The organism is Desulfitobacterium chlororespirans DSM 11544, assembly GCF_900143285.1.
Lineage (GTDB): Bacteria > Bacillota > Desulfitobacteriia > Desulfitobacteriales > Desulfitobacteriaceae > Desulfitobacterium > Desulfitobacterium chlororespirans.
On sequence record NZ_FRDN01000010.1, the window covers coordinates 44,390 to 68,319 of the forward strand.

Below are 23,930 nucleotides of genomic sequence, written 5' to 3' on the forward strand. Positions count from 1 at the left end.
ATAATGGATACTCGCCTCCTTGCCAAAAATGCCACCGCTTTAGGAATTTCCAGCATTCTGGCCAAATCCATCGCCGCTGTCCTGGGTATCCTGGTTACCCGCTATTTAGGCCCGGAATCTTATGGAGATTACTCCACAGCCTATGCTTATGTAGGAACCTTCATCCTCTTTGCCGAGTTGGGCATCAGCCAGCTGATGGTTCAGGAAGGAGCCAAGGATCCTGCTGTTCTGCCCCGGTATTTCGGCAACACCCTTTTGCTGAAGACCCTGCTCTGCGTCTTATGTTATCTGGCCATGCTGGTCTTTATGTTTCCGGCAGGATACAATGAAACTGTAAGACTGATGATCGTCTTTGTAGGAGTTGCCGTTTGCTTTAACGCCATCAATCAATCGATCTATAATTATTATCAGGCTGTGCAAAAAATCTATCTCTCCGCATCCTTTCAATTTCTCACCACCCTGCTGATCGCCCTTTTTACCATCATCGTTCTGGTGGCCGGGTTAGGTGTGGTCTCCATTACCTTTGCCCATCTGTTCAGTTACATCATCATTACCATCCTCCTCTATCTGGCTCTGCGGAAAGAAATCAAACCCCGGACGGATCTTCCCCATCTGGCAGGAATGGTTTGGAATGGGCTGCCTTTTGGGGTGCACCGGATTTTCTATTACCTTTTTACCCAATTCAGTATTCTTATCCTCTCTTTAACCGTCAGCAATGTGGAAGTAGGGATCTTCTCCGCGGCCTATAAACTGGTTCTGATTTTGATCTTTATTCCCAGTCTCATGACCAGTGCTCTCTATCCCATCCTTTACCAATTGGGAGATACGGACCGGAGCCAGCATCAGAATGTAATCGAAAAGGTCTTCAAGGTCCTGTCTGCTGTGGGCATTGCCGGCAGTATGCTGATGTTTGTCCTGGCGGGACCCCTGATGGAATGGTTATATGACGGGAAATTCAATGAAGCCATTCCCATTTTCATGATTGTGGCCTGGCTGCTGGCCTTGGAGTGTATGAGTTTTTCTCTGGGCGACATTCTTACCACCACCGGCCGCCAAATGCAAAGAACCCTGGTTCAGGGGCTGGCTCTGCTGCTGCTTACAGTGCTGACCTATGCTTTAAACCCTGTAATGGGTATTTACGGAGCTGCTTATGCGGTCATTATCGCTGAGGTCTTTATCTTTTTCGCCTATTATTACATGATCAGAAAGAATGTCTATAAGATTCGCATCTGGCGGCAGCTGCCCGGCACATTGATTTCCTCTTTGCTTATGGCGGGAACCGCCTGGCTCTTGATTGGCTTTCATCCTTTGCTCTCCGCTTCCCTGGCCGGGATCGTCTTTTGTCTGGCCATTGCCATCCTGGACAAGGATTTCCGCAGAATCGGTGTATACATTCTAAAACGTGTGACAGGAGGCCGATAACCCATGATTCAGTGGACAGTATTGCTGTTAACCCTCCTCGCTCTTGGTATTCTCATTGTGAAAAAGCCCCTTTGGCTGATTCCCTTGCTGGGGGCCGCCGTGGCCTTGGAGATCTCCAGCACCTGGTATCCGGATCTTGGTATCCTGGAAAAGGTCTTGGGGGAAGTTTCTCTGACACGCTTTACCAGTATCAGCATTGTTCTGGCGGCTTGTTTACGCGTGTTTTTCGAAGTGGAGATACGGGCCAGGCTTATTGCCTTCTTCAAGGACCCGGTAACCTTGATTCTATTGCTTTATATCGCCTATGGGGCTTTAAGCTTAGTATATTCAGCAGATATGGGCAATACTGTAAAGGAAATCCTGCGCCTCCTGGTGCTTTTTGCCGTGTTTCTCTCGATTGCCCTGCTTCTGGATCAGGACTCCATTCTTCTGCCTTTCCATGGGATTCATCTCGCTGCCTTGGCCCTGCTGCCGCTGGCTCTTTATGAAGGAATCTCCGGAAATCTGATCTGGCAGGGTGAGAACCTTTTAAAAGAACATACTTTACGGGTTAACGCCACTTTTGTCGACCCCAATATTTATGCCCGTTTTCTCATTTTAGGCATTGTGGCTAACTTCGTCATCCAGATCTTTACTCACAACCGGCGGATTAAGCTTATTTATTGGGCATGCCTGCCTCTTTTACTGATCCAGCTGCTTTTGACAGGTTCCCGGGGAGGTATCCTGACCTTAGGGATGGTGCTGGTGCTGGCATTATTCTTCCTGCCCAATAAAAAGAACACCCTTTACTTTTTAGGTGCCTGTGCCCTGGGTGCGGTCGTGCTGCTCTTGATTCGTCCTGAAATCTGGGAACGGATGCTTTTGTTCACTCAGGATCTGGAGGTGTCCAGCCCGCAACGCTTATACCTCTGGCAAGCCGGGATTGCCATTTTTACGGATCACCCCTGGCTCGGCACAGGTTTAGGCAGTTTCCAGACGGTCTTTCTCCAGGATTACATCCATCTGAAAAATATTCCCGACGGAGCGACCTTATCCCATACCACCATCCTGACCATTGCCTCTGAACTGGGAGTATTAGGGCTTCTGGTCTTAACTGCACTATGGGTGGCTATCTTGGGCCGTCTCTATACCTTATACAACCTAAATCGAGCCCACCTCAGCGTCTTCAGTGAAACCAATGAAAAATACTCCGTGGCCGCCGGCTACTTCCTCTGGGCTATGACCGTGTTCATCAGCTCCCAGGGGGAAGGCCGCTTCTTTGAGGATCCCGTCCTCTGGCTCAGCTGCGCGGGACTGGTCTTCCTGCGCCTACGGCAGGAAAGCTATCGGTACAGCGTAAGTGAATAATGGGGACAGGTACCGTTATTCAAAGGCCTGCACTGCTGCTGCACGACCCAAACAATGACCCGAATTTAAGTTTAGGAGATACCCACAATGCGTATTCTGCTGCTAACTCAATACTTCCCACCGGAAAAAGGAGCTGCCCAGGTCCGCCTTTGGGAGCTGGCCAAAGGCTTGCATCATCAAGGCCATGAGGTTACCGTCGTCACTGCCTTCCCTAATCATCCCACCGGAATCATCCCTGAGGAATACCAGGGGAAGCGGTTTATGCAGGAAGAGATGGCAGGGGTCAAAGTACTGCGGACCTGGATCTACCCTGTAAAGAGAGGCCGGTTCTGGCTGCGCCTGCTTAATTATTTTTCCTTTGTCTTTTCTTCTCTCTACGGTATTGCCCGTTCCGGCCAACATGATTTGATCATTGTGGAGTCCCCGCCCCTTTTTATTGGCTTCTCCGCCATCTTTGCCTCCTGGCTGAAAAAGGCTCCTTATATTTTCAATGTCTCTGATCTTTGGCCGGAATCTGCTGTGCAGCTGGGGCTGGTCACCAACAAAACCATCATCCGGGCCACCGAATGGTTGGAGGGATATTTCTACAAAAAAGCGTATAAGCTATCTGCACAAACCCAAGGCATCGTAACGGGGCTGAAACGCAAAAACGTTCCCCCGGAGGATATCCTCTTTCTCCCCAATGGCGTGGATACGGAGCTTTTTCAACCACGGCCAAAGGATCGGGACCTGGAAGAAAGTCTGGGGCTTGCAGGCAAAACCGTGATCCTCTATGCGGGAACTATGGGTTACGCCCACGGTATAGAAACCGCTTTGGAAACAGCAGATATCTTACGAAATGACGAGGAGCTCTTCTTTCTTTTCGTGGGAGACGGCTCCGAGCGTCCCAGGCTGGAGGAGATAGCCCGGGAGAAAAAGCTGCCTAATGTGCGTTTTATCGATTTTCAGCCCTTAGAGGTTATCCCCCGCTATTACTCCCTCAGCAGCATTAATCTCTCCACCTTGAGGCGGTACAAGCTCTCTGAAGGGGTACGTCCTTCAAAGGTCTTTCCCGCTCTGGCCAGTGGTCAGCCCCTCATCTATGTGGGTGAGGGAGAAGGCGCCGAGATCGTTAAAGAAAGCGGCGGCGGCGTGGTTCTGGAACCCGAGAATCCGGAGCTTCTGGCCCGCACCATCCTGGAGCTGAAAAGGGATCCCGAAGGATGCCGGGCGATGGCTGAGCAAGGGCGGGCTTATGTGATAGAACATTATTCCTGGAACAGCCTCATTCGCAATTGGCTGAAGCAGCTGGACTCAAGTAAGGAGGCATACTGATGGGCTTTAAACGCCTTTTGGACCTCATCATAGCCATACCGTTGCTTATATTTATCTCGCCCCTTTGGCTTTTCATTGTGGCCTGGATTAAAGTGGATTCACCGGGCCCGGCTATTTTTCGCCAGCAGCGGGTGGGCCTTAAGGGAGAACCTTTTACCATTTATAAATTCCGCACCATGGTACCGGATGCGGATCGAGTGATGAAAGCCAAGATCGAGCAACTGAAAAAAGAAGGCAAATTCAATGCGGATGAATTCGTCTTCCAGGAAAAAGATGATCCCAGGATTACGGGAAGCGGCCGCTTTTTACGCAAAACCAGCCTTGATGAACTTCCCCAGCTCCTCAATATCGTCAATGGAACCATGAGCTTGGTCGGACCTCGTCCTGAGGTGCCGGAGATTGTGGAGCAATACACCCCTGAACAACGCCAAAGGCTGAATATGCCTCCCGGCGTCACCGGCCTGGCCCAGATCAATGGCCGCAGCGCCTTGACTTTGACCGAGACCTTAAAGTATGATGTTCAGTACGTGAAGGACTGGTCCCCGGGGTCAGATATTAAGATTCTCTGGAAAACTATTTTTGTCGTGCTCCTGGGGAAAGATGCGTATTAAAATAAGCCAAGGGCTCACCTCACTTATGAGTTGATCTCTTGGCTATTTTCTGAGAGGTATCCAACATATAAGCAGAAATTATCTTCATTTGTAAATCAAGAGAAAGCTAAGGAAATTTTGGATAAATCGAAGGGGGTATTTGAGTGGTTAAAATCCCTGAGTCAGTACAAGATATAATAGAAAGCTATGTACAGAAGATCGGAAAACAGATTCCTATAGAAAAAGCAATACTATTTGGCTCATATGCAAAGGGAAATTATGACGATGAAAGCGATATTGATATTGCTATATTTTCAGACTACTTTGTCAATCTTGAAGGCATAGATGCATTTAAGCTCCTATTCATGCCGACACTTAGTTATGATAAAGATCTACAACCCCTTGCATTCACAATGAATGATTATAAAGGTTCCTTAGGTGTGGTAGAAGAAATAATCAAAACAGGTATCGAAATCCCATTAACTTAATTCTTGAGCACTTCAACTCCTTTCCATAAATCAAGGGATCACCTCGCTTCATGAGATGATCCCTTGATTTTTTAACTATATTACTCTTCCGGAAGCAATTCTTCCTCAGGAACCTCCCGCAAATCTTTGGCCGGGAAGCCTTTGACCACACGCTTGGCCTCGGTATCCCTGGTCACCAATGCTCCTGCTGCCACAAAGGTCTCAGGGGCGACCCTGATTCCCGGCAGAAGAATGGCGCCGCCGCCGATCCGGGCCCCCCGGCAGATGGTCGGGCCTTTGATGGCTTTAAAGCGCTTTTCTGTTCTGCCCATATAGTTGTCGTTGGTGGTGGCCACCATGGGAGCGATGAAAACCCGCTCCTCCAGTTCCATATAAGCGGTTATGTAAGAACCGGTCTGGATCTTGGTATAATCTCCGATACGGGTATCGTTTTCCACTGCCGCACCGCTGCCGATGACTACGTTTTTACCGATAGTGCAGCGTTCGCGAACCAAAGCTCCATCCCCCAGGAAGGCCTGATCTCCGTAAGTGGTCCCGGCATAGAGCACTGCAGAGCAGCCTATGGTGTAACCGTTCCCCATCTTCAGGGGAGGCAAATCCGCTTGGGCCTTCACGGTGCTGGTCGCCGCCGCTTTCGGAAAACGTCCGACGGAAGCGCTGCTCCCGATAAAACCCTCTTCACCCAACTCTGCCCGGGGATAGATCGCGGCATGCTCCCCGATGCGAGTCCCTGCCCCGATGCGTGCTTCGGAGCCAATGCTCACATGAGCGGCTATCTGACAGCCTTCTCCCACGCTCGCCCCGGCGGCAACCGTGACATGGTGGCCTAAAGAAGTGCCTGCACCGATGGCAGCTCCCTCTTCGATCACACAGCCCACACCCAGAGTGACCTGATCACCCAAGGTAACATGAGCCTGGATCACGCAAAAGGGTGAAACCTTTACACCGGCAGGGATCGCAGCCGTGGTATCGATGTAGACAGGGGCACTTTGGTAAGCTGGTCTTTCAGCTTTGATAGGTTGATCCGCTTTAATAGGTTGATCTGACATAGGCATGACCTCATTTCCAGCGTCTTTAAAAGCAGCCCCAGCTGGACCGCTGAATGCAGCTTCCCGCATAAAAGCGCACGATTTTCCCAGAGGGGCGATCCGGCAAAGCCAGGAACCCTACTCACACAAAGGAAAGACCACGGGCTCCTTCGTCTCCTGGCATTTATAAATAGCCAGGATGATCTCCAGGGCCTTCCGCCCCTCTTCCCCGGGAATAGCCGGTGCCCGATCCTCGCGGATAGCATCGATCATATCCTTCACCACTTCCCGGTGGCCAAACCCATAGACATTGGGGGGATCATTTTCCTGACTGTCAAAGATCTGTCTTTTCTCCTCTTCACTGTCGGGAAACTCCCAGGCCTCGATGCGGTTCACCGCAATTCCGCCCACCATGACGGACCCGGTTTCCCCAAAGATGTTCAGTGTCTCTTCGATGTTTTTAGGATAAATAGTCGAAGCCGCCTCGATCACACCCAGAGCGCCGTTTTTAAACTTGATGACAGCGACGCCTACATCCTCCATCTCGATTTTGCGCAGGGCGGTACGGGTATAGCCGAAGACGGACTCCACAGGGCCCAGGGTCCATTGCAGCAGGTCAATATTATGAATCGACTGGTTCATGAGAACGCCGCCGTCCTGGAGCTTTGTCCCCCGCCAGGGGGCTTGAGCATAGTAGGCATCGTTGCGGTTCCAGCGCACGGCAGCCTGTCCGTGGGTCAGTTTGCCGAACCGGCCTTCTTCCAGGGCTTGGCGCATGAGTTTAATGGATTTGTTATAGCGGTTTTGATGAATAACCGACAATTTGACCCCTTCTTCATGACAGGTACGGATCAGCTCGTCGGCACTTGCCAAAGTCATGGCCATGGGTTTTTCGACCATGACATGTTTGCCGGCTTGGGCACAGGTGATGCCGATGGGTGCGTGAAGATCCGATTCTGTAGCGATGGTTACGACATCGATCTCTTCCTGTGCCAGCATCTCCTGATAAGAGGTATAGGGCTTGGCACCGTATTTATCGGCAAAGGCTTGGGCTCTCTCCGGAACAATGTCACAGACTGCCACTAACTCGGCCTCTTCTAAGGCTACGATGGATTCCGCATGCTTGGGGGCAATTCTTCCACAGCCAATAATAGCGAAGCGCATTTTCTTATCCATAGTCTCACTCCTTAAACAATTCAGCTTATACGAAAGACTTCCGCAGACTGCGCGGCAATTAACTCCATTTATTATAGCATTCATGATGGCCTTCATGGGATGAAGTTTCTTTTAAAAAGGGGAATCTTGCGATTCCCCTTAAGCTTTAGATTTTTGTATTATGCAAAACGGTACTTGTCCCCATGATTCTCCCATGACTCGCCTTAGATTTTGACGATCTTTTCTCTGTTGTTCTCGACGCCTCTGGTGGCGTTGCGGGTATCGACGATAAGGGGAGCCTTTTCTACCACTCGCTCATAGTCGACAACACTGTGGTCGGTGAGGATGAGGACGCAGTCTGCAGCAGCCAGGGCTTCGTCGGTCAGCTCAGTGTTTTCCAGATGGACTGTGGAGCCGCCGTGAGGCTCGATAACAGGGATATAGGGGTCATGGTAGGCGATATTGGCTCCGTTTTTCCTAAGCAGCTCCATGATCTTAAGGGCCGGTGATTCACGGACATCGTCGATATCTTTTTTATAGGCTACCCCAAGGATAAGAACTTTAGCGTCCTTAAGGCTCTTATTTTCATTATTGAGAGCACGAATGACTTTATTGATCACATGGTAGGAGACTTCGACATTGATCTCGCCGGCCAGCTCGATAAAGCGGGTGTGGAAGTCATACTCGCGGGCTTTCCAGGTCAGGTAGAAAGGATCGATGGGAATGCAGTGCCCGCCCACTCCCGGGCCGGGCCAGAAGGTTTGAATCCCAAAGGGTTTGGTTCCTGCGGCCTCCACTACTTCCCAGATATCGATGCCCATGCGATCGCAAAGAAGCATCAGCTCATTGACCAAAGCGATGTTCACGGCACGGTAAGTATTCTCAAAGACTTTAGTGAGCTCCGCGGCAGCCGGTGAGGATACGGGAACCACATTGACGATGGTCTGAGCATAGAAGGTATAGGCGACTTCCAGACAGACTGGAGTCATACCGCCCACAACTTTTGAGGTATTGTTGGTGGTAAAGCGTTTGTTGCCTGGATCGACCCGCTCCGGTGAGAAGGCCAGGAAGAAGTCTTTGCCCACTTTAAGGCCGCTTTGTTCCAGCATGGGGAGAATAACTTCCTCAGTGGTGCCGGGATAGGTGGTGCTTTCTAAAGTTACCAGCTGTCCGGGCTTGAGGTATTTGGCGATCTGCTCGGAAGAGGCCTGAATATAGGAGATATCCGGATCCCGGGTGATGGTCAGAGGGGTAGGGACACAGATAACGACCACATCGCACTCGGCAAGTTTCTCGTAATCCGTGGTCGCTGTAATAATTCCTTTTTGGGTCAGTTCCAGAAGTTCTTCATCCTTGACATCAGCGATGTAATTGTCTCCTGCATTGACTTTGGCTACACGAGCGGCGTTAATATCAAACCCGATGACTGAGAAGCCTACTTTTCCCTTTTCTACGGCTAAGGGGAGCCCTACATAACCAAGACCGATAACCCCCACTGTGGCAGAATGGTCCTGGAGTTTGTCTTTTAGATTCTTTGCTAAAACATCTTCACTGGTAATGACTTCTTTCATACGCAACATGAAATTTTTCCCCCTTATTGATTGGCAACTGCCTTGGAAGCTTGCTTTCTAAATGTAGGCACAATGGCTTGCAACTGTCCCATAACTTCTTCCCGGGTGAGATAGGAGCCCCGCTCACGGATGAGGTGGATGAGTTCCTCAAGCTGTGAAACATTAATATTATTGGGTTTGGCTACGAAAATTCGTTTATGTTTCGTCGCTGAAGTCCCTTCTTCTGCGGTAAGGAGTTCTTCAAAGAGTTTTTCACCGGGGCGCATCCCTGTGAATTTAATCTTGATATCCACATCCGGTTCAAACCCGGAGAGGCGGATGAGATCCCGGGCAAGATCCAGAATCTTGACCGGCTGACCCATATCCAGGATGAAAATCTCCCCCCCCTGAGCCATGGAGCCGGCTTGAATCACCAGCTGAGAGGCCTCAGGTATGGTCATAAAGTAGCGAACCATATCGGGATGGGTGACTGTAACCGGCCCGCCTTTGGCAATCTGACGCTTAAAGGTGGGAATAACGCTGCCCCGGCTGCCCAGTACATTGCCAAAACGTACCGCCACATACTTGGTGTCGGAACGCTTGTCCATGCTCTGAATCACCATCTCTGCCACCCGCTTGGTGGCCCCCATGATGCTGGTGGGATTGACCGCCTTATCGGTGGAAATCAGGACAAATGTCTTGACCTTGGCGGCATCCGCTGCCTCAGCCAGATTGCTGGTACCCATAATATTATTTTTCATAGCCTCTTCCGGATTCTTTTCCATGAGAGGGACATGTTTATGGGCGGCGGCGTGGAACACTACACCTGGTTTATAGCGTTGGAAGACGAGGTGGACTTTTTCCTGGTCCTTGATATCCAAAATCTCCGTGACTACATCCAACCCCGGATTTTCCGAGCGTAGTTCCTGTTCGATGTCAAAGACGCTGTTTTCGCCATGGCCCACGATGACCAGTTTAGCCGGGTTAAAACGAGCCACCTGCCGGCAAAGCTCCGAGCCGATGGACCCGCCGCCGCCGGTAATCAGGACCGCTTCACCTGAAAGGTAACCGGCTACATCCTCCAGATCGACGGTAACGGCTTCACGCCCCAGTAAATCCTCCACTTGAACCTGGCGGATTTCTTTGGTATCCACTTTACCGCTGACCACGTCAAACACACCGGGCATGATCTTCAGATCCACACCGGTTTTTTCGCAGATGCCCACGATCTCCCGGATGACGTCCCCGGAAGCTGAAGGCATGGCGATAATAATCTTATCAATATTATGGTTCTTAACGACCCGGGGGATATCCCGGCGGGTGCCTAAGACAGGAATCCCCATGAGCTGCAGTCTTTGCTTGGTGGCTGCATCATCGATATAGCCCACAGGACGGCCTTCGCGATAGTTTTTGTTTTTCAGCTCCCGGGCGGCCATCACTCCCGCATCCCCTGCGCCAATAATCAGGACTTGATTCTGAGAGCCGGGCACATGGGGAGTAAAAATATTGTCCTGGAGAATTCTCCAAATAAAGCGGGAGCCGCCAATTAAGAAAAGAGTGCTGAACCACAGAAGGGCGGATACTGTATGGGGAAAACGCATGGGGGCAAGGAAATACACCATGGTGATTGTCCCCGCTGTGGCGACGGTCACTGCAAAGATAATGGATATGAGCTCGCCAATGCTGGCATACTGCCAGAGCTTGTTATACAAGCCGAAGATATAGAACACACTTAAGTAAATCAGGGTTGCCGTCCAGGCGGAATGGGTCAGTGTGAGCAGGTACTCCTCAGGTATGGTTCCGTTTCCATCAAAACCAAAACGAATATAAAAGCTTAAAAACACTGCCAGGTTAACTAACACAGCGTCAATAGCCATTAATAATAGAGTTCTTTTGCGCAATCTCATGGTAAAAATAATCCCTTCCCTGCAAACTATTTGCACCGTTCTTCAGTTTACTATAGTTTCTGCCATTTTACAACATGACATACCTTGTCTGCGGGGGCGGGAAATAGCCCCTGCTCCATCTTAATCGGTCAGGTTGACGGCTACATAAGTATTTTCCAATAGCTCTTTAAGCTCGGCAGCCTGCTCAGGGGATACCGCTCCCTCTCCTCCAAAGATATACGGTTGGGTTTCAAAATTACAGGGGTATTGGGCAATGGCATTTTTCAGCCGGGGATACTCCTCGATGGAGCTTTTAGGAAGCAGGATGACCGTGGCATTGAGGCGGGCAGCCAAAGCGGCACCGGCTAAGGCATCCGGGAATTCTTGCCCTGTAGCAAAGCATAAGCCCTGGCCTTCGACCGCGAAAGCCTCCGCTACTGCGGCCATAGTATCGTAGCGGGAATCTCCAGATAAACGCACCAGTTGTGAGGAAGATAAACTGAGCTGCTCTTGGATTGTATCTTGAATCGACAGGCTAATCGCCCCTTCGCCGCCAATCAAATATACCTTCTGCGGATTTAAATCTCTTAAGGCTTCCATGGTTTCCTTAGGTAGCGTCTTTGCTTCTGTAAGGAGGATGGGCATTTGTTTGACTCCGGCGATGGAAGCAATGCTGAGGGCATCGGGGAAGTTTTGTCCCGTGGCAAGGGCGACGGCTTCGATTGAACCTGTCGACAGATGCTGGGATATTCCTGCTGTAGCCAAGGCAATATTCGCTGCCGTCTCATAGCGATTAAGCCCGCTGACCCGTATCTGCTGATCACTGTCCCAGCCTAAGTCTTCCAACTTAGCTGATATTTTCTGGCTCAAGGCTCCTTCTCCACCCAGCAGGATCACCTTTTCCGGACCTAAGGCCATGATGGCTTCCGCCACCCGGGCTTCCAGCGCTTGACTTGAAGTCAGGAGAATCGGCGCGTCATATTGAGCTGCCAAAGGAGCGCCGGCCAAAGCATCGGGAAAGTGATCGGCCCGGGCCAGGACGACGGTTGCCGCTCCATCCGGCCATCCCCTTAAGGCTTGTTCAATAGCTGTATCAATCCGATCCTTGCCGGCTAAACGAATCAATTCCAAAGCTACAGGTGTTTGAGGCGGATCAGGTACTTCTTCTTCGTAAGGGGGGCCTTGGGCATCGCCAGAGCTATTAGGATCATCCGGGCTTTTCGGCTCATTCGGATCACCGGGATCGGCGGGCTCGCCGCCGGGGGTGTCCGCTGAGTTGAGATCTCCATAATGGATAGGTTCCGGAGTCATCCAACTATCCGTCTTAAGGGGAATTCCTGCAGCGGGAAGCAGCTCCAAGGAAATGGGCGTGACCTTCACAGGATCGATGTACCGGGCTAAAAAGCCCTCCGGGTGAGCCAGAACGTTAAAGATTTTCTCTTGATAAGTCAGGGTACCAGGGCTTGTTGCGGCGAGAGTATTGGGGTTGTTTTTGTCCGTCCAGATATTATAGGCCCATAAGGCAAAATACCAGTTTTCCAACTTATTGCGATCCCCGTCCCCGATGGTTGGCGTAAAGCGCCATTTTTCATCGAGAAGTTCGGCACCCTTGCGGAGGTTGAACATAATGTCCGTTTCAAGTTTATGGATGGTTTCGAGGTCGTTATCATTATAGGTTGCCACCTGCATAATCCCAATGGCAGGATGCTCCGGTCTCGAAAACAAAGGATTCCCTTCTTTATCGAATTGACGCCAGGAACTTTCTTTAAAGGCGATGGCTTTGAGTATTATGCTGGGAATTTTTTTTTCTTTGGCTACCTCTTCGATCATTTGATTGATCTCATCATAGGATGGATTAACATAGGTATCGCCCGTTGTTTGCGATAAACTCTCCGGACTTGCCGCAGCAGCATAAAGGGTGGCAGGCTGACTTAAAGTTTGAGTGGTTAATAAAGCACAAATCATCATACCGGTTATGGCGTAGCGTCGAATCACGGCAACTCCTCCTAATTCGTGTCGATTTGTACTTATTTCAACATTTTCTCCTTGTTTCCTTCCTCAAAGTTGGAGATTCTGCGGAAATAATAAGGCCTGGTTCTGTTCTGCCGAAGAACAAAACCAGGCGATTAGTAGCGTGCTTTATTATTTAAGCCTTAATACTTATTATTTAACTACTCTTACATGTGCTGTTTCGATCTGCAAACGATCAAGCTTTCCCTTAATCTGATCCAATTCAGTAAAGATATGTTGATTGACATCCTTCTGAACTTCCCGGGCGTCAAATAAGGCCTGGATCTTGACATTAGTCTCATTCTCTAATGTCAGTTTAATGTGAGTCACTTCCGACGCCAGAGCTTCTTGTCCGATTTTTAAAGCTGTTACATCGCTCCTTAACTCTTCCTGACCAACCTTTAAAGCTGTTACATCGTTCCTTAATTCTTCTTGACCTTTAAGCAGTTCACCCAAGATGCTTAAGATTTTCTCTTCCAACCCTAAGCCCTCCCCATCACTCAAACAATTGGTATTCTACCAAGCCCATTTTAGCAAATTTTCATAACAAATGAAACAGGCCCAGCCATCGATTCCTAAATTTAGAAACCGATGGCTGGGCTGAATTCCTAGCTTATAATAGGTTTAGAAGTGCTTTTGGACTCTAGGGTTCTAAGAGAGTCTCCCCTGTAATGAGCCAGCGGGTATCTTTCTTCACCAAATTGGCTCGCACTTTAATCTGATGTTTGGTGCTTTCACCCAGAGTCACTTGATTGCCGATATCATAGTCTTGAGCAACATAACTATAAACGGCCGTCAATGTCGCCGAGGTCGAGGCAGCGGAGTCCACTTTCAGTTCATCAAAGCGGATAGAACTGACTTCCATCCCCACTCCCTGAGCGATGAATGGTTCCGCCTGGCGGGCATGTTTTTCAAAAAGCTCTCCGGTATAAGCCTCTGCCAGTTTGGCCCGGAAAGCGATCATATCCGGGGATTTCCAGGCTTCAAATAATGTGGCTACATTAAGTTTGTAATCGGCCAGGATCGCTTGAGCCAAATCTTCAGGAACATCGTTCGTTACCTTTCCCGGCTCTAATTCTGCGGGGTCCAAAACTTCTTCTTCCGGGCTATAGGGGTGCAGTCCATCCATACCGGCCTGAGAAGTCAAACCGCCAGATCCGAAAGGATTTGATCCATTGCCGGGGTTATTCGGATTTAAAGCGGAACCTGAGGTAGAATCATTTAACATCCCCCCTATGGCCCCGGTGGTGGATTGTGAGTCCTTATTCCAGAAAGCCAGCCGCGGATTGCCATCCGCCGGTGTGGTTGCCAGGGCATGGCCTACGACTCCGATGACTAGGCCTACCCCAAGGGCTACAGACCCAATGAGTAAATACATCTTACGCATAACAAAAATCTCCTTTTCCTGGATTCTATTCATAGCTTGACCAGGGAAAAGAGATTTTAGACACAAGCCCCTAACTATTTTTTTGATCTCACCAGTGCTCTGTAATATCTAAACCTTGCCTTGCCCGGCGAGAGAAATTACGATTGACAACAACCCAGTCATACGGAAATTTAACCGCCGGAAAGGTGAGGAATTAGGTGTTACCGAGCACTAGATACTGAGCTTGCGATAGATGAGATAGGAATAGGCCATGGGCACCACCGCAATGAGGCCGATGACGATGCCAAAAAGAGGAGCCGTCCATGCTGCAGGAAGAACTCCGGCCAGGACCATCAGTATACCTCCGATGATCCAGATCGGTCCGGCAAAACGATGGGTCTTTGCCCAGACTTCTTCATTGGCCAAGGTCCAGGGAGTCCGGATACCAAAGGTATAATTGAATTTGATTTTACCGAAGTAATTGCCCAATAGGATGAAGATAATACCAATTCCCGAGAAATACCAGCGGGGCAGGGTCTCCAAATAACCCAGAGCCACTGCTATGGTTCCCCAGTACATAAGGGACAAAAATACTACCAGGGTGGTGCTGACAATCCAGAAAACCCGTCCCATCTTAAGGTAATTAGCCTTTTGGGGATCGATCCTGGGAATGAGCCAAAACAAGATATAGACTCCCAGTGTGATCAGCGGCAAAAGAAAGGCGCCGGTCAAAGCTCCGGAATATCCATCCACCTGTCCTGCAAAGTTCCAATGAGAGGGAACTTGTTCAGGGAGCCGGGGATAAGCCCAACTACCAATGATAATATTAATGATAACAAGTATGCCTGATATGACTTTAAGAAGGCTTCCTTGAGTGTTGGTGTTTGTTTTTTCCATACATATTCCCCCTATGGTTTCGATTTGAATGTTCTACTTCTTGGTCTTAGCTGTTTTCTGTGGAGTTTCGTCGGCATCGTGGTCATCATGAAAAAACTCCAATTCTTCAGGCTGCTTGCCTGTAAATTCCAGAAACCACCCCATAATGCCTTCGAAAACCGAAGTATTAAGCGAATAATAGATATTCTGCCCTTGCCTTCGATCGCTGATGAGATCAGCTTGCTTCAGCATATTTAAATGATGGGAAATGCTTGGCTTGGTCATATCAAAATGCTCGGCGATTTCTCCGGCTGTTAAATCTCCGGCTCGCAGGAGTTTAAGAATCTGACGGCGTGTTTTGTCCGAGAGGGCTTTAAAGGTTTCATTGAGTGGAGACATGTGATCCCCCCTTACCTTAAACTGTTATTTGAATCGAATAGTTTAATTATTAGGTATTTAGATAATCATCTAACATATTTATTGTATATTATAAAGCTCTTACCGTCAACTTATAAACCCATATAATTTAAAGGAATTACTTGGTATCATAACCTTTCAACCTTTGGACTTCGCTGATGCCTGATACTCCAAAAAGCCGAATATTTCTCAATACTCGGCTTAGCTTTTTAGTTCAACCAGGCTGTGAAGCCAATTATGAAATTAGTTTAATGGTAGTTAGCTACTGGGAAGCTTTAGCTATGGGAAATATATTCTTTTCCCCGGGAATTCTCTTTGAGATGAATCAATTGAATGATCACATCGTTGATCGGAGTAGGGATACCAAGTCTTCTGCCTTCCCGTGCCAAACCGCCGTTTATGAAATCAACTTCAGTTTTGCGGCCGGCTGTAATATCCACCAACATGGAAGGAGCATGAGTTTTTCCCAGCTCCAATATATTGAATAAGCGTTTCCTCATACCTTCACCGGTAATAGGAATACCGTTGGCATTGGCAACGGCCACCCCCTCATCCGCCATTTGATAAAGCAGGTCATAGGCACCGATGGGTGAAAGCATCTCGGAGGAAACGCCCATGAGAGCGCACACGGTATTGGCGGAAGCGTTAAAAATAACCTTTTCCCAGATAAATTCCCATGCTCCTTCGCCAATAATGTGCTTGATGCCGGCTTTATCCATTTCGGCGGAGATTTTTCTGGTTCGTTCGCTCAGCGGGCCTTCGGCATCCACGAGTGCACCAATATCGGCAAAGCTGCTGACTATTTCCCCGGGGGCTATGAGATCGGACGGGTAGAGAGTCATCCCCAGCATAATCTGCTCAGTGGCAACGTATTCCTGAAGCAGTTCTTTGTTGCCCAAACCGTTTTGTAAGGAAAGAACCGTCATTTTATTATTTAAGATATGGCGTACGGAGTCCATGGCGGCACGGGACTGAAAGGTCTTGGTCAGAAGGATAAGAAGATCATACTCCCCCTCCAGCTCTTCGGCATTGCAGGCTTTAGGATAAACAACGACCGGACCGGTCCAGGCCGTATTCATTTTCAGACCCTTTTCGCGAATGACGGGAATACTCCTGCCGCCGACCAAGGTAATATCATGTCCTATCAGCGACAGGCACCCGCCATAAAGGCAGCCCATAGCTCCGGCACCGACTATACATATTTTCATTTTTCAGCACTCCTTTATCTGAAACTTATTGCTCAGACATTTCCTGATGCGACTGTTATCCGATAATCTGTATTTCGCCGGTTGGGAAAGTATTGACCAATTCTGCAGGCCCTTCTTCTCTAATGAAATAGTTGGCGCAGGTTATGCCAAAAGCTTGCGGGGTTGCAATAGTCGGATGATAGGAAAAGTTCATACCGGCAGCCAGCTTAATAGTTTCGCCGCGACCAGGCAGCATAGCCGGTCTTTCTACCAGGCAATAGCCTTGACCATGGCCGAGAAGCCTGGTCTCAAGCGGTTTGCCAAGACTCTTAAGAAAGGCGTTATACTCATCAAAGATTATATTGCAGTCGGCACCGTTTACCAGCCGCTCTCTGATAAATTGATGTGCTTCATTGGATATTTTCATGTTTTCGATGAGCGCCGGAGAGGGCTCACCCAGAGAATAGACGGCGGAAACATGTCCGTACATGCCATTGGCGCAGTTGGCCTCATTCAGCACGGTGACGGTATCGCCCTTCTGAATGACCCTATTGCTGTGGAAATGCTCATTGTAAAAAGGAGCGGGCTTATTGTAGCTGTTGGACCCGACAAGAAATATGCCGTTTTCAGCACCGCGCTTATGGGATTGATAGCGCATCTCAGCATAGATATCGATTTCCCTTATTCCAGGTTTAATAAAATCCCGGAGGCCGAAGAGGACTTCATCCTGGAGCTTGACGACAGCGCGGATCATATCCAGCTCTTCCGGGCTTTTAACCGCTTTGAGAGCATCTATGTCATCTGTGAAATCAACAAATTCCGCATTGATAAGATTGGCCTTGATATGCTCGTAGCATTGGACGGTCATAAAGGCCGTGCCCACAATACCGACTTTGATCTTACCCCTGTTCTTGAGTTCATGGACAACAATCTCTGCATCATAGGCCGCCGTGTAGTTGAGGCTGGGGAAATAGCCTCTTGACCAGCGCCGGGCAACACCCCTGCAGCAGTAAGACTCCGGAAAACTGTTGGCAGGCCTCCAGGGCCGCTGTTCTTCATCAAAGCCTCCGGCTGTATAAATGGTGATCATCTCTTTGTCTTTGGAAAATATGACGGTGGCGCCGTATTCGTCCCAAGTGGGCATGTCCGTGAACCACTTCACATATTGGCCTAAATAGTCACTGCGCTGGGCAATAACCAGATAATCCACTCCTTTTTCCTCCATGGCCTTGACTGTAGCATCCCAGCGCCGTTCAAGCTCCTGATCGGAACAGGACCAAATAATCAATTCCTCCATCAATTGGCGATCTTCCTGAGACATCTTAATCATAATCATTAACTCCTCTCTTAACTTTCAACTTTAATGAACTATAATTTGGGGTGTACCTTCCCGGCAATAGGATCATCATAGGCAGCGGGCGGCTTTTTCATTAAAAAGACCGCTATGGCTGCTGCAAGAGCCGGAACTGTAAATGTTGTAAAGAGCGACGTTACAGATAATCCTGCCGTCATCAATACCCCGATGAGCATAGGCGCTATGACGCTGCCCAGCCTGCCAAAACTGGAACCCCAACCAAGTGCGGTTCCCAGAATTGATCCCGGGTAATTATCCGAAGCGTAGGCATAGAGCATATTCTGCTGAGAGCCGATAAATAGCCCGGTTACCGCAAGTACCACGATAAATAAGCCAAAACTCATTTTTAAGGTAACAAGGTTGATCATAACGGCACAGGCAAGGTAATAGGCAATGAGAACTTTTCTGAACCCAATCTTCTGGGCAATCATGCCGCCGGCCAGACTGCCGACAATTCCTCCCAAAGAGATAATCGCTGAAAAGATCAGGCTTGATTTCAAAGTATATCCCATCATGGTCATCAATTTGGGAAGCCAGGTCAGTACCCCGAAGGCGATATACAAATTGCAGAAAAACATAATCCAGATCATAACCGTATTCCAGGCCCGGCCTTCCTGGAACAGGCTGGCCAAGGTCGCCTTTGTTTTATTGACAGCACTGACTTCATAGACATCGTCCTCAGAGGAGTTAAATTCAGGGTTGCTCTTTTTTAAAATGCTGCAGATTTTATCCGTTTTTTCTTGTTGCAAGTAGATATTGATGGATTCAGGAAGAAGTGCGTAAGCAATAGCAACCAGCAGCAGCGGAACAAAAGCAATCCAGTAAATAGCCCTCCAGCCGACACTTTCAATTAGCGCGACGCCGCTCAGGGTGGCGATAAGCTGTCCTACTTGAATGGAGGTGATCAGGAGCGTAACCAGAATTCCTCTTATGGCCTTGGGCGAAAACTCCGAAAGCAGACTGGTAGCAACCGGTGAAATGGAGGCCATACCCATGCCGGCAATAAACCGCAGGACTGCGAAGGCATTCACATCGCTGACGAAACCGCAAAGCCCGGTGAAAACCGCATAGATAGCCATACCGATCATGAGTACTTTTTTTCTGCCTATTCTGTCAGCCAGCATTCCAAACAAGATAGCTCCGAATATCATCCCCGCCAGGGCTGTACTTGCCAGAAAGCCGGTCTGAGTGGGATTGAGGGCCAGCTCTTTCATAATGGAGGGAAGCGTGGTGCCATAAACATTCATATCATAGCCATCAAAAATAACTGCCAAGAGACAAATGGAAAAGACCATAGCAAAGAACTTATTGAATTTAGAATTATCAATAATAGCGTTGACATTGACCTTGTTCACCGTATTGACCTCCTTTTTTATTTTGGTAATTATGGCTGCCGGTTGCATTGACTTTTTTCTATTTTCTTACCTCCTTCTCATACTTGGTAATAGATGATTTTGAATTCTCTCAAATTGTATCTTTTTAATTTAAAACCAGATGTCCATTTAGGTACTATAAAAAAAGCAGAAAGTTCCATAGACAATAAAAAACGAGCCAAGGATAATCCCGGCCCGTTGCCAATATCAAAAGCAGTCCTTTCACCAATGGCATTTTTGCAAATCGGAACTGCTTTTACTTGATGCAGCGCCACTGACTGCATATTTCCTTAACCCTTCGTAATCAGTAATTCGTATAAACCCCCTGCCCTTTTCAATCAGGTTAAGTTTATAGAGTTCATTTAAGTATTTTGTCACCTTTGCTCTTGTTGTCCCTAAATAGCCCGCCAGTTCATCATGAGTAATGATTATTCTTGTATTGCCATTGCAGTAAGTGGTGAAAGGAACATAGTTATAGCTCAGCAACAGCCGTGCAATCTTTTGCGGAAGCTTAAAGGCCGCATTCTCTGCCTGGGCCTGCATAAATTTTAGTTTTTGAGCTAAGCCTTTAATGATGATATCTATATAGTTAGGGTTAGATAATAAATTGAGCTGGACACTCTCTTTTGAGATAAATATAACTCTGGTTTTAGCAAGAGCAACTGCTGTGCAAAGATTTTTGCCATCATCGATAACCGATGTTTCTCCCAAAATTTCCGGCGCAGTCATACTTATATGAATTGTTCTTTCCATTCCGTCTGAAAAAGCCGCATAAAGTCGTATTTTTCCCTGCAGAAAGCAATAAAGACCTTTAGACAATTCATTCTGCTTATAAATAATGTCACCGTAATTAAATTCCTGAGGATCGCCATAAGCCAACAATGCTTTCCAAAGATCTGTGTTTAATTGATTTTGAACCTTGGGCATAGCAGACACCCCCTCTAAATCAATAACCCTTTGATATAGCGCTTCTCCTATAAAAGTTAAGCAACTGGTGATTTTCGGGATAGCCGTCTTGTTACTGAGCATTCGGTCTCACAACCTTGTTCCCTGCTTCACAATTCTTGCCGCCAAGCATACCGGTATTTTCCCTGCAAGCCTTTTTCAATCTATTATACATGTTAGGCAAAGGAATGCGATGTCATTTTGGGTACTATCATTGAAAAACATAAAACTGGAACAAGGCTCAGAAATGCTCGGTCTTGCTCCAGTTTGTTCCGCTATTCGCTGGTTTATATAGCTGCTATCTTATATAATCTGCCTTGCCTAATTTCTTTAAGCCCTCAAAATCCTTTATTATTATATACCCTTCCCCTTTATCAATAAGTTCTAATCGATAGAATTCATTTAAATACTTAGTGATAAGTGGTCTTGTGGTTCCCAGCAAGCAGGCAAGTTCATCGTGAGTTATAATCAATTTTACATCCTTTTGTTTATTTGGAAATATTCCATAATCACTATAGTTCAGCAATAAATAAGCCAGTCTTTCAGGTATACTGAACAGCATATCATTAGCCTGGATATGCATCCAGCGCATTTTTTTGGCCATCACCCTTAAAGCCACTCTATATAAATCCGGATTTGACTTTAAAAAATCCAAAGTTTTTTCTTTAGAGACAAAAACAATTTCCGTAGGAGCCATAGCAATAGCTGAGCAGGTATATACCCCACCATCGAAGATGGGCATCTCCTCCAAAATATAAGGTACATCCAGGATTGAGAGTATCTTTTCTTTACCATTAGGAAAAAGCATACAGGTTTTCAATTTGCCCTCTTTAAGGCAAACTAACCCTGACGAGGGCTGGTCTTGCAAAAAAATAATCTCATCCGTCCGATACTTTCTTAAAGTACCCAATTTAAGGAGTTCTCGCCATGTGTTTTGGTCAAAAAAGAAATTATTGTTTGACATAATGAATCCTTCTTTGCTGAACAGAGTATCGCCTTATCAATTTTCATTCTATTCTGTATTATAAGGCCGGTTATCCAAAAATCAAACTATATTCCGGCTAAATATTAACTTTAAAGAAACAAGACCTGACCCGTCGGTCAGATCTTGTTTCTTTAAAGCGCGCATTATTTTCATTTTATTCACCATGAAGCGAATCTACTTCACCGCTTCAACCTCTCTGACATTATGAGCATTTCGGCCTTAAGCGCTCAAGGCCGGCAATGCTCCATGGAGAAGATCTTCTCACTTAGCATAGATCCTTTCTCAAGTGATGCAGCCTATTGTTACGCCGGCTGGTGCGCACTTTCGTTGCTTTTCCTGATACCTGCAGCATCGATTGAATCAAAATCGTTCTGCAGACCCAAACCCCTTAAGGGTTTTCTTCATACGTAAAAACGTTCTTCCCGTGCCATATTCAGTTGTCCTCTTGATTTGAACTCTATCTCAATGCTTTTGCTCATCATTACGTCGAACGGTCCTTTGCCCGTCACGGTATTGCATTCGATCTTTCGTGGAGAATCAGCCGCAATCTTTGACATACTCTTTACTTTTTCCATAGTGCATTTCCTTCCTATAGTCCCTGTAAAAAGTCGAACCCTCTACCGTTTGGTGGCAAATGGAGTGGCCCCGTAAACCTTCGAACTCTGATCATCACGCATGAGATGGGTGTCCAAATCATGAAGTTCCTGATGGAACTGCTCAATGCGAACTTTGTCCTTCGCATCAAAAGCATCGGCTCCACGATTCAGCAAGGCACTGAAGTATTCACTAAATTGTGCCGTTGGGTTGGTCTCGCCCTTTAAGCGTTGATCCCACAGTGATTTGTGGAATACGATATAGCGCTTAATGTCTTCTTCATTCATCTGGGGACCTGCGTTAGGTCCAAATAAATATCCATCCACATACTGATGGACATTCCAAGCCGCACCAAAAACCAGGTTCTGGGCATCTTGGCTCAAGCCATTCTCGCCAAAAAAGCCGGCGACAGATGGGGCTAAATTGATGTCTTTTGTATCGGGCTCTTTATATTTCTTTGGCCCTGAGACATCTCCCTGCGGAGTGGCATTGATACCTGGCGGTTCTGTCACTGTTACAGCAGGGCTAACCCCGGGGGATTGTCCAGGCGGACTTTCGGTTACATTAGGATCCTGAGGGTTCGCGCCTTCAACAGGAGGAGCTTGAATAACGACAGAATCTTTTTCGGGCGCTGCCTTATTCATAAAGACCTTCCAGGCACTCGGTCCATAGATTCCGCCGACAACCACCGCACCGGCCAGTACGAGGGTTCCCGCCAGAGTAAGGACCTTCTTTTTGTCGAACTCCATGAATCTCCCTCCTTTTTAAATGGAATATAGTTCTTTACTATATTACCAATTTTTAGGAATAAAACCTGTCGCTTTTCCTGAATATCCCGACCCTTTTTCCGTCCTCAGCTTGTCCGATTTGGCATAAGTCTACCTGGGGGTACAAGCTTTCGCGAAAAAAGAACAGTAAATTCTATCGTGCCGGCAGTATGGGAGATTTATGAAGCAAAAAAGAGGGCTATGCCCTCTTTAAAAAATCACGTTATTTATAGCAAGCAACCCCAGAATCAAGGGGCCTATCCCTGTGATTCATTCCGCTTCAATCCGTTGTTTGAGGTAGCGCATGAGAGGTTCGGCGAGGTCTTCCCGGCGCAGGGCGTATTCAATGGTGGCTTGAACAAAACCCAGCTTATCTCCCACATCATAACGCTGTCCGTCGAACTCATAAGCAAGAATCTCCTGGAACCTGGCCAGTTCCTTTAAACCGTCCGTAAGCTGGATCTCTCCACCTTTGCCGGGGGGGATCCTCTCCAGAATGCCAAAAATCTCGGGATTAAGAATATAGCGGCCCATGATGGCCAAACGGGCCTCAGGAGCATCCTCAGGCTGTGGTTTTTCCACCAGGTCCAGAGCCCGGTATAAGGAATCATCGAGAGGCACCGCGTCGACGATGCCATACTTTGAGGTATCTTCCAGAGGCACCTGTTGGACACCAACGATACTGGCGCCATGCCGTTCGTAGACATGCATCATCTGCCTGAGGCAGGGTACTTCGGAGTGGATAATATCATCGCCTAAAAGGACCGCAAAGGGCTCGTTGCCGATGAATTTCCTGGCACAATAAATAGCATGTCCCAGTCCCAGGGCTTCCTTTTGGCGCACATAATAAATATCCACCATCCGGGCTATATCCTGAACCATGTCCAGGAGTTTTTCCTTTTCACTTTTCTGAAGATAGGTCTCCAATTCTATCGAGCGATCAAAATGGTCCTCAATGGCCCGCTTATTGCGGCCGGTGACAATGATAATATCTTCGATTCCGGAGTGAACAGCTTCCTCGACAATGTATTGAATGGTCGGTTTATCCACGATGGGAAGCATCTCTTTGGGCTGGGCTTTGGTAGCGGGTAAAAATCGTGTTCCCAAGCCTGCTGCCGGAATAATGGCCTTTCTAATCCGTCGCGTGCTCAATTCCTCTACTCCTTTTTAATTCATTCTCTATGTGTACTAATATCTCTCAACAGATATGTAAATTATAGCTGGATTTTGCTGGTTTGTATATATTATCCATAATCTTACTCAAGCTCATCATGAG

Annotated in this window: 22 protein-coding genes; 5 read left to right on the forward strand and 17 right to left on the reverse strand. The window is 47.8% G+C overall.

Going from position 1 to position 23,930, the window contains the following annotated elements; genetic code table 11:
- Positions 1–3 precede the first annotated feature (3 nt).
- The 5 genes from BUA14_RS16165 (at position 4) to BUA14_RS16185 (ending at position 5,161) form a co-directional block, all read left to right on the forward strand.
- The gene (locus BUA14_RS16165; protein WP_072773561.1) at positions 4–1,422 is read left to right on the forward strand and encodes a flippase; all 1,419 of its coding nucleotides are present in this window, start codon (positions 4–6) and stop codon (positions 1,420–1,422) included.
- Between the two features lie 3 nt (positions 1,423–1,425).
- Positions 1,426–2,769, forward strand: a complete 1,344-nt coding sequence (locus BUA14_RS16170; protein ID WP_072773562.1) for an O-antigen ligase family protein — start codon at positions 1,426–1,428, stop codon at positions 2,767–2,769.
- Positions 2,770–2,856: 87 nt separating this feature from the next.
- Complete coding sequence (locus BUA14_RS16175) at positions 2,857–4,083, forward strand: glycosyltransferase family 4 protein (RefSeq protein ID WP_072773563.1); 1,227 nt, start codon at positions 2,857–2,859, stop codon at positions 4,081–4,083.
- Positions 4,083–4,694 carry a sugar transferase gene (locus tag BUA14_RS16180; protein ID WP_072773564.1) on the forward strand — a complete coding sequence of 204 codons (612 nt, stop codon included), beginning with the start codon at positions 4,083–4,085 and terminating at the stop codon, positions 4,692–4,694. Before BUA14_RS16175 ends, BUA14_RS16180 begins: the two co-directional genes overlap by 1 nt.
- A 143-nt stretch (positions 4,695–4,837) precedes the next feature.
- Positions 4,838–5,161, forward strand: coding sequence for a nucleotidyltransferase domain-containing protein (locus tag BUA14_RS16185; protein WP_072773565.1), 324 nt, complete (start codon positions 4,838–4,840; stop codon positions 5,159–5,161).
- Between the two features lie 80 nt (positions 5,162–5,241).
- Here the strand turns inward: BUA14_RS16185 and BUA14_RS16190 are convergent, their stop codons facing one another.
- The 17 genes from BUA14_RS16190 to galU form a co-directional block, all read right to left on the reverse strand.
- Positions 5,242–6,210, reverse strand: a complete 969-nt coding sequence (locus BUA14_RS16190) for an N-acetyltransferase (protein WP_072773727.1) — start codon at positions 6,208–6,210, stop codon at positions 5,242–5,244.
- 117 nt (positions 6,211–6,327) lie between these two features.
- On the reverse strand, positions 6,328–7,365 hold the full coding sequence (locus BUA14_RS16195; protein WP_072773566.1) for a Gfo/Idh/MocA family protein: 1,038 nt from the start codon (positions 7,363–7,365) through the stop codon (positions 6,328–6,330).
- A gap of 203 nt (positions 7,366–7,568) precedes the next feature.
- Positions 7,569–8,924, reverse strand: coding sequence for a nucleotide sugar dehydrogenase (locus BUA14_RS16200; protein WP_072773567.1), 1,356 nt, complete (start codon positions 8,922–8,924; stop codon positions 7,569–7,571).
- Positions 8,925–8,938: 14 nt separating this feature from the next.
- Positions 8,939–10,801 carry a polysaccharide biosynthesis protein gene (locus tag BUA14_RS16205; protein ID WP_072773568.1) on the reverse strand — a complete coding sequence of 621 codons (1,863 nt, stop codon included), beginning with the start codon at positions 10,799–10,801 and terminating at the stop codon, positions 8,939–8,941.
- Positions 10,802–10,921: 120 nt separating this feature from the next.
- Entirely contained in the window at positions 10,922–12,775 is a 1,854-nt protein-coding gene (locus BUA14_RS16210) for a cell wall-binding repeat-containing protein (protein ID WP_072773569.1), read from the reverse strand.
- Positions 12,776–12,943: 168 nt separating this feature from the next.
- Entirely contained in the window at positions 12,944–13,270 is a 327-nt protein-coding gene (locus BUA14_RS16215) for a hypothetical protein (protein ID WP_072773570.1), read from the reverse strand.
- 163 nt (positions 13,271–13,433) lie between these two features.
- A complete protein-coding gene (locus BUA14_RS16220) occupies positions 13,434–14,177 on the reverse strand; it encodes a hypothetical protein (protein ID WP_072773571.1) in 744 nt (247 codons plus the stop codon).
- Between the two features lie 210 nt (positions 14,178–14,387).
- A complete protein-coding gene (locus tag BUA14_RS16225; protein WP_072773572.1) occupies positions 14,388–15,053 on the reverse strand; it encodes an SdpI family protein in 666 nt (221 codons plus the stop codon).
- A gap of 33 nt (positions 15,054–15,086) precedes the next feature.
- The gene (locus tag BUA14_RS16230; RefSeq protein WP_072773573.1) at positions 15,087–15,431 is read right to left on the reverse strand and encodes an autorepressor SdpR family transcription factor; all 345 of its coding nucleotides are present in this window, start codon (positions 15,429–15,431) and stop codon (positions 15,087–15,089) included.
- A gap of 293 nt (positions 15,432–15,724) precedes the next feature.
- Entirely contained in the window at positions 15,725–16,657 is a 933-nt protein-coding gene (locus BUA14_RS16235) for a ketopantoate reductase family protein (protein ID WP_072773574.1), read from the reverse strand.
- 55 nt (positions 16,658–16,712) lie between these two features.
- A complete protein-coding gene (locus BUA14_RS16240) occupies positions 16,713–17,966 on the reverse strand; it encodes a M24 family metallopeptidase (RefSeq protein WP_072773575.1) in 1,254 nt (417 codons plus the stop codon).
- Positions 17,967–18,004: 38 nt separating this feature from the next.
- Positions 18,005–19,345: an MFS transporter gene (locus tag BUA14_RS16245; RefSeq protein ID WP_072773728.1), complete on the reverse strand. Its 1,341-nt coding sequence runs from the start codon at positions 19,343–19,345 to the stop codon at positions 18,005–18,007.
- Positions 19,346–19,585: 240 nt separating this feature from the next.
- Positions 19,586–20,290 (reverse strand): Crp/Fnr family transcriptional regulator, encoded by a 705-nt coding sequence (locus BUA14_RS16250; RefSeq protein WP_072773576.1) that lies wholly within the window; start codon positions 20,288–20,290, stop codon positions 19,586–19,588.
- A gap of 316 nt (positions 20,291–20,606) precedes the next feature.
- On the reverse strand, positions 20,607–21,272 hold the full coding sequence (locus BUA14_RS16255) for a Crp/Fnr family transcriptional regulator (RefSeq protein WP_072773577.1): 666 nt from the start codon (positions 21,270–21,272) through the stop codon (positions 20,607–20,609).
- A 422-nt stretch (positions 21,273–21,694) separates the two neighbouring features.
- Complete coding sequence (locus BUA14_RS28000) at positions 21,695–21,868, reverse strand: hypothetical protein (RefSeq protein WP_178371715.1); 174 nt, start codon at positions 21,866–21,868, stop codon at positions 21,695–21,697.
- Positions 21,869–21,910: 42 nt separating this feature from the next.
- Positions 21,911–22,636 (reverse strand): hypothetical protein, encoded by a 726-nt coding sequence (locus BUA14_RS16260; RefSeq protein ID WP_072773578.1) that lies wholly within the window; start codon positions 22,634–22,636, stop codon positions 21,911–21,913.
- Between the two features lie 288 nt (positions 22,637–22,924).
- The gene (gene galU, locus BUA14_RS16265; RefSeq protein WP_072773579.1) at positions 22,925–23,806 is read right to left on the reverse strand and encodes a UTP--glucose-1-phosphate uridylyltransferase GalU; all 882 of its coding nucleotides are present in this window, start codon (positions 23,804–23,806) and stop codon (positions 22,925–22,927) included.
- Positions 23,807–23,930 lie beyond the last annotated feature (124 nt).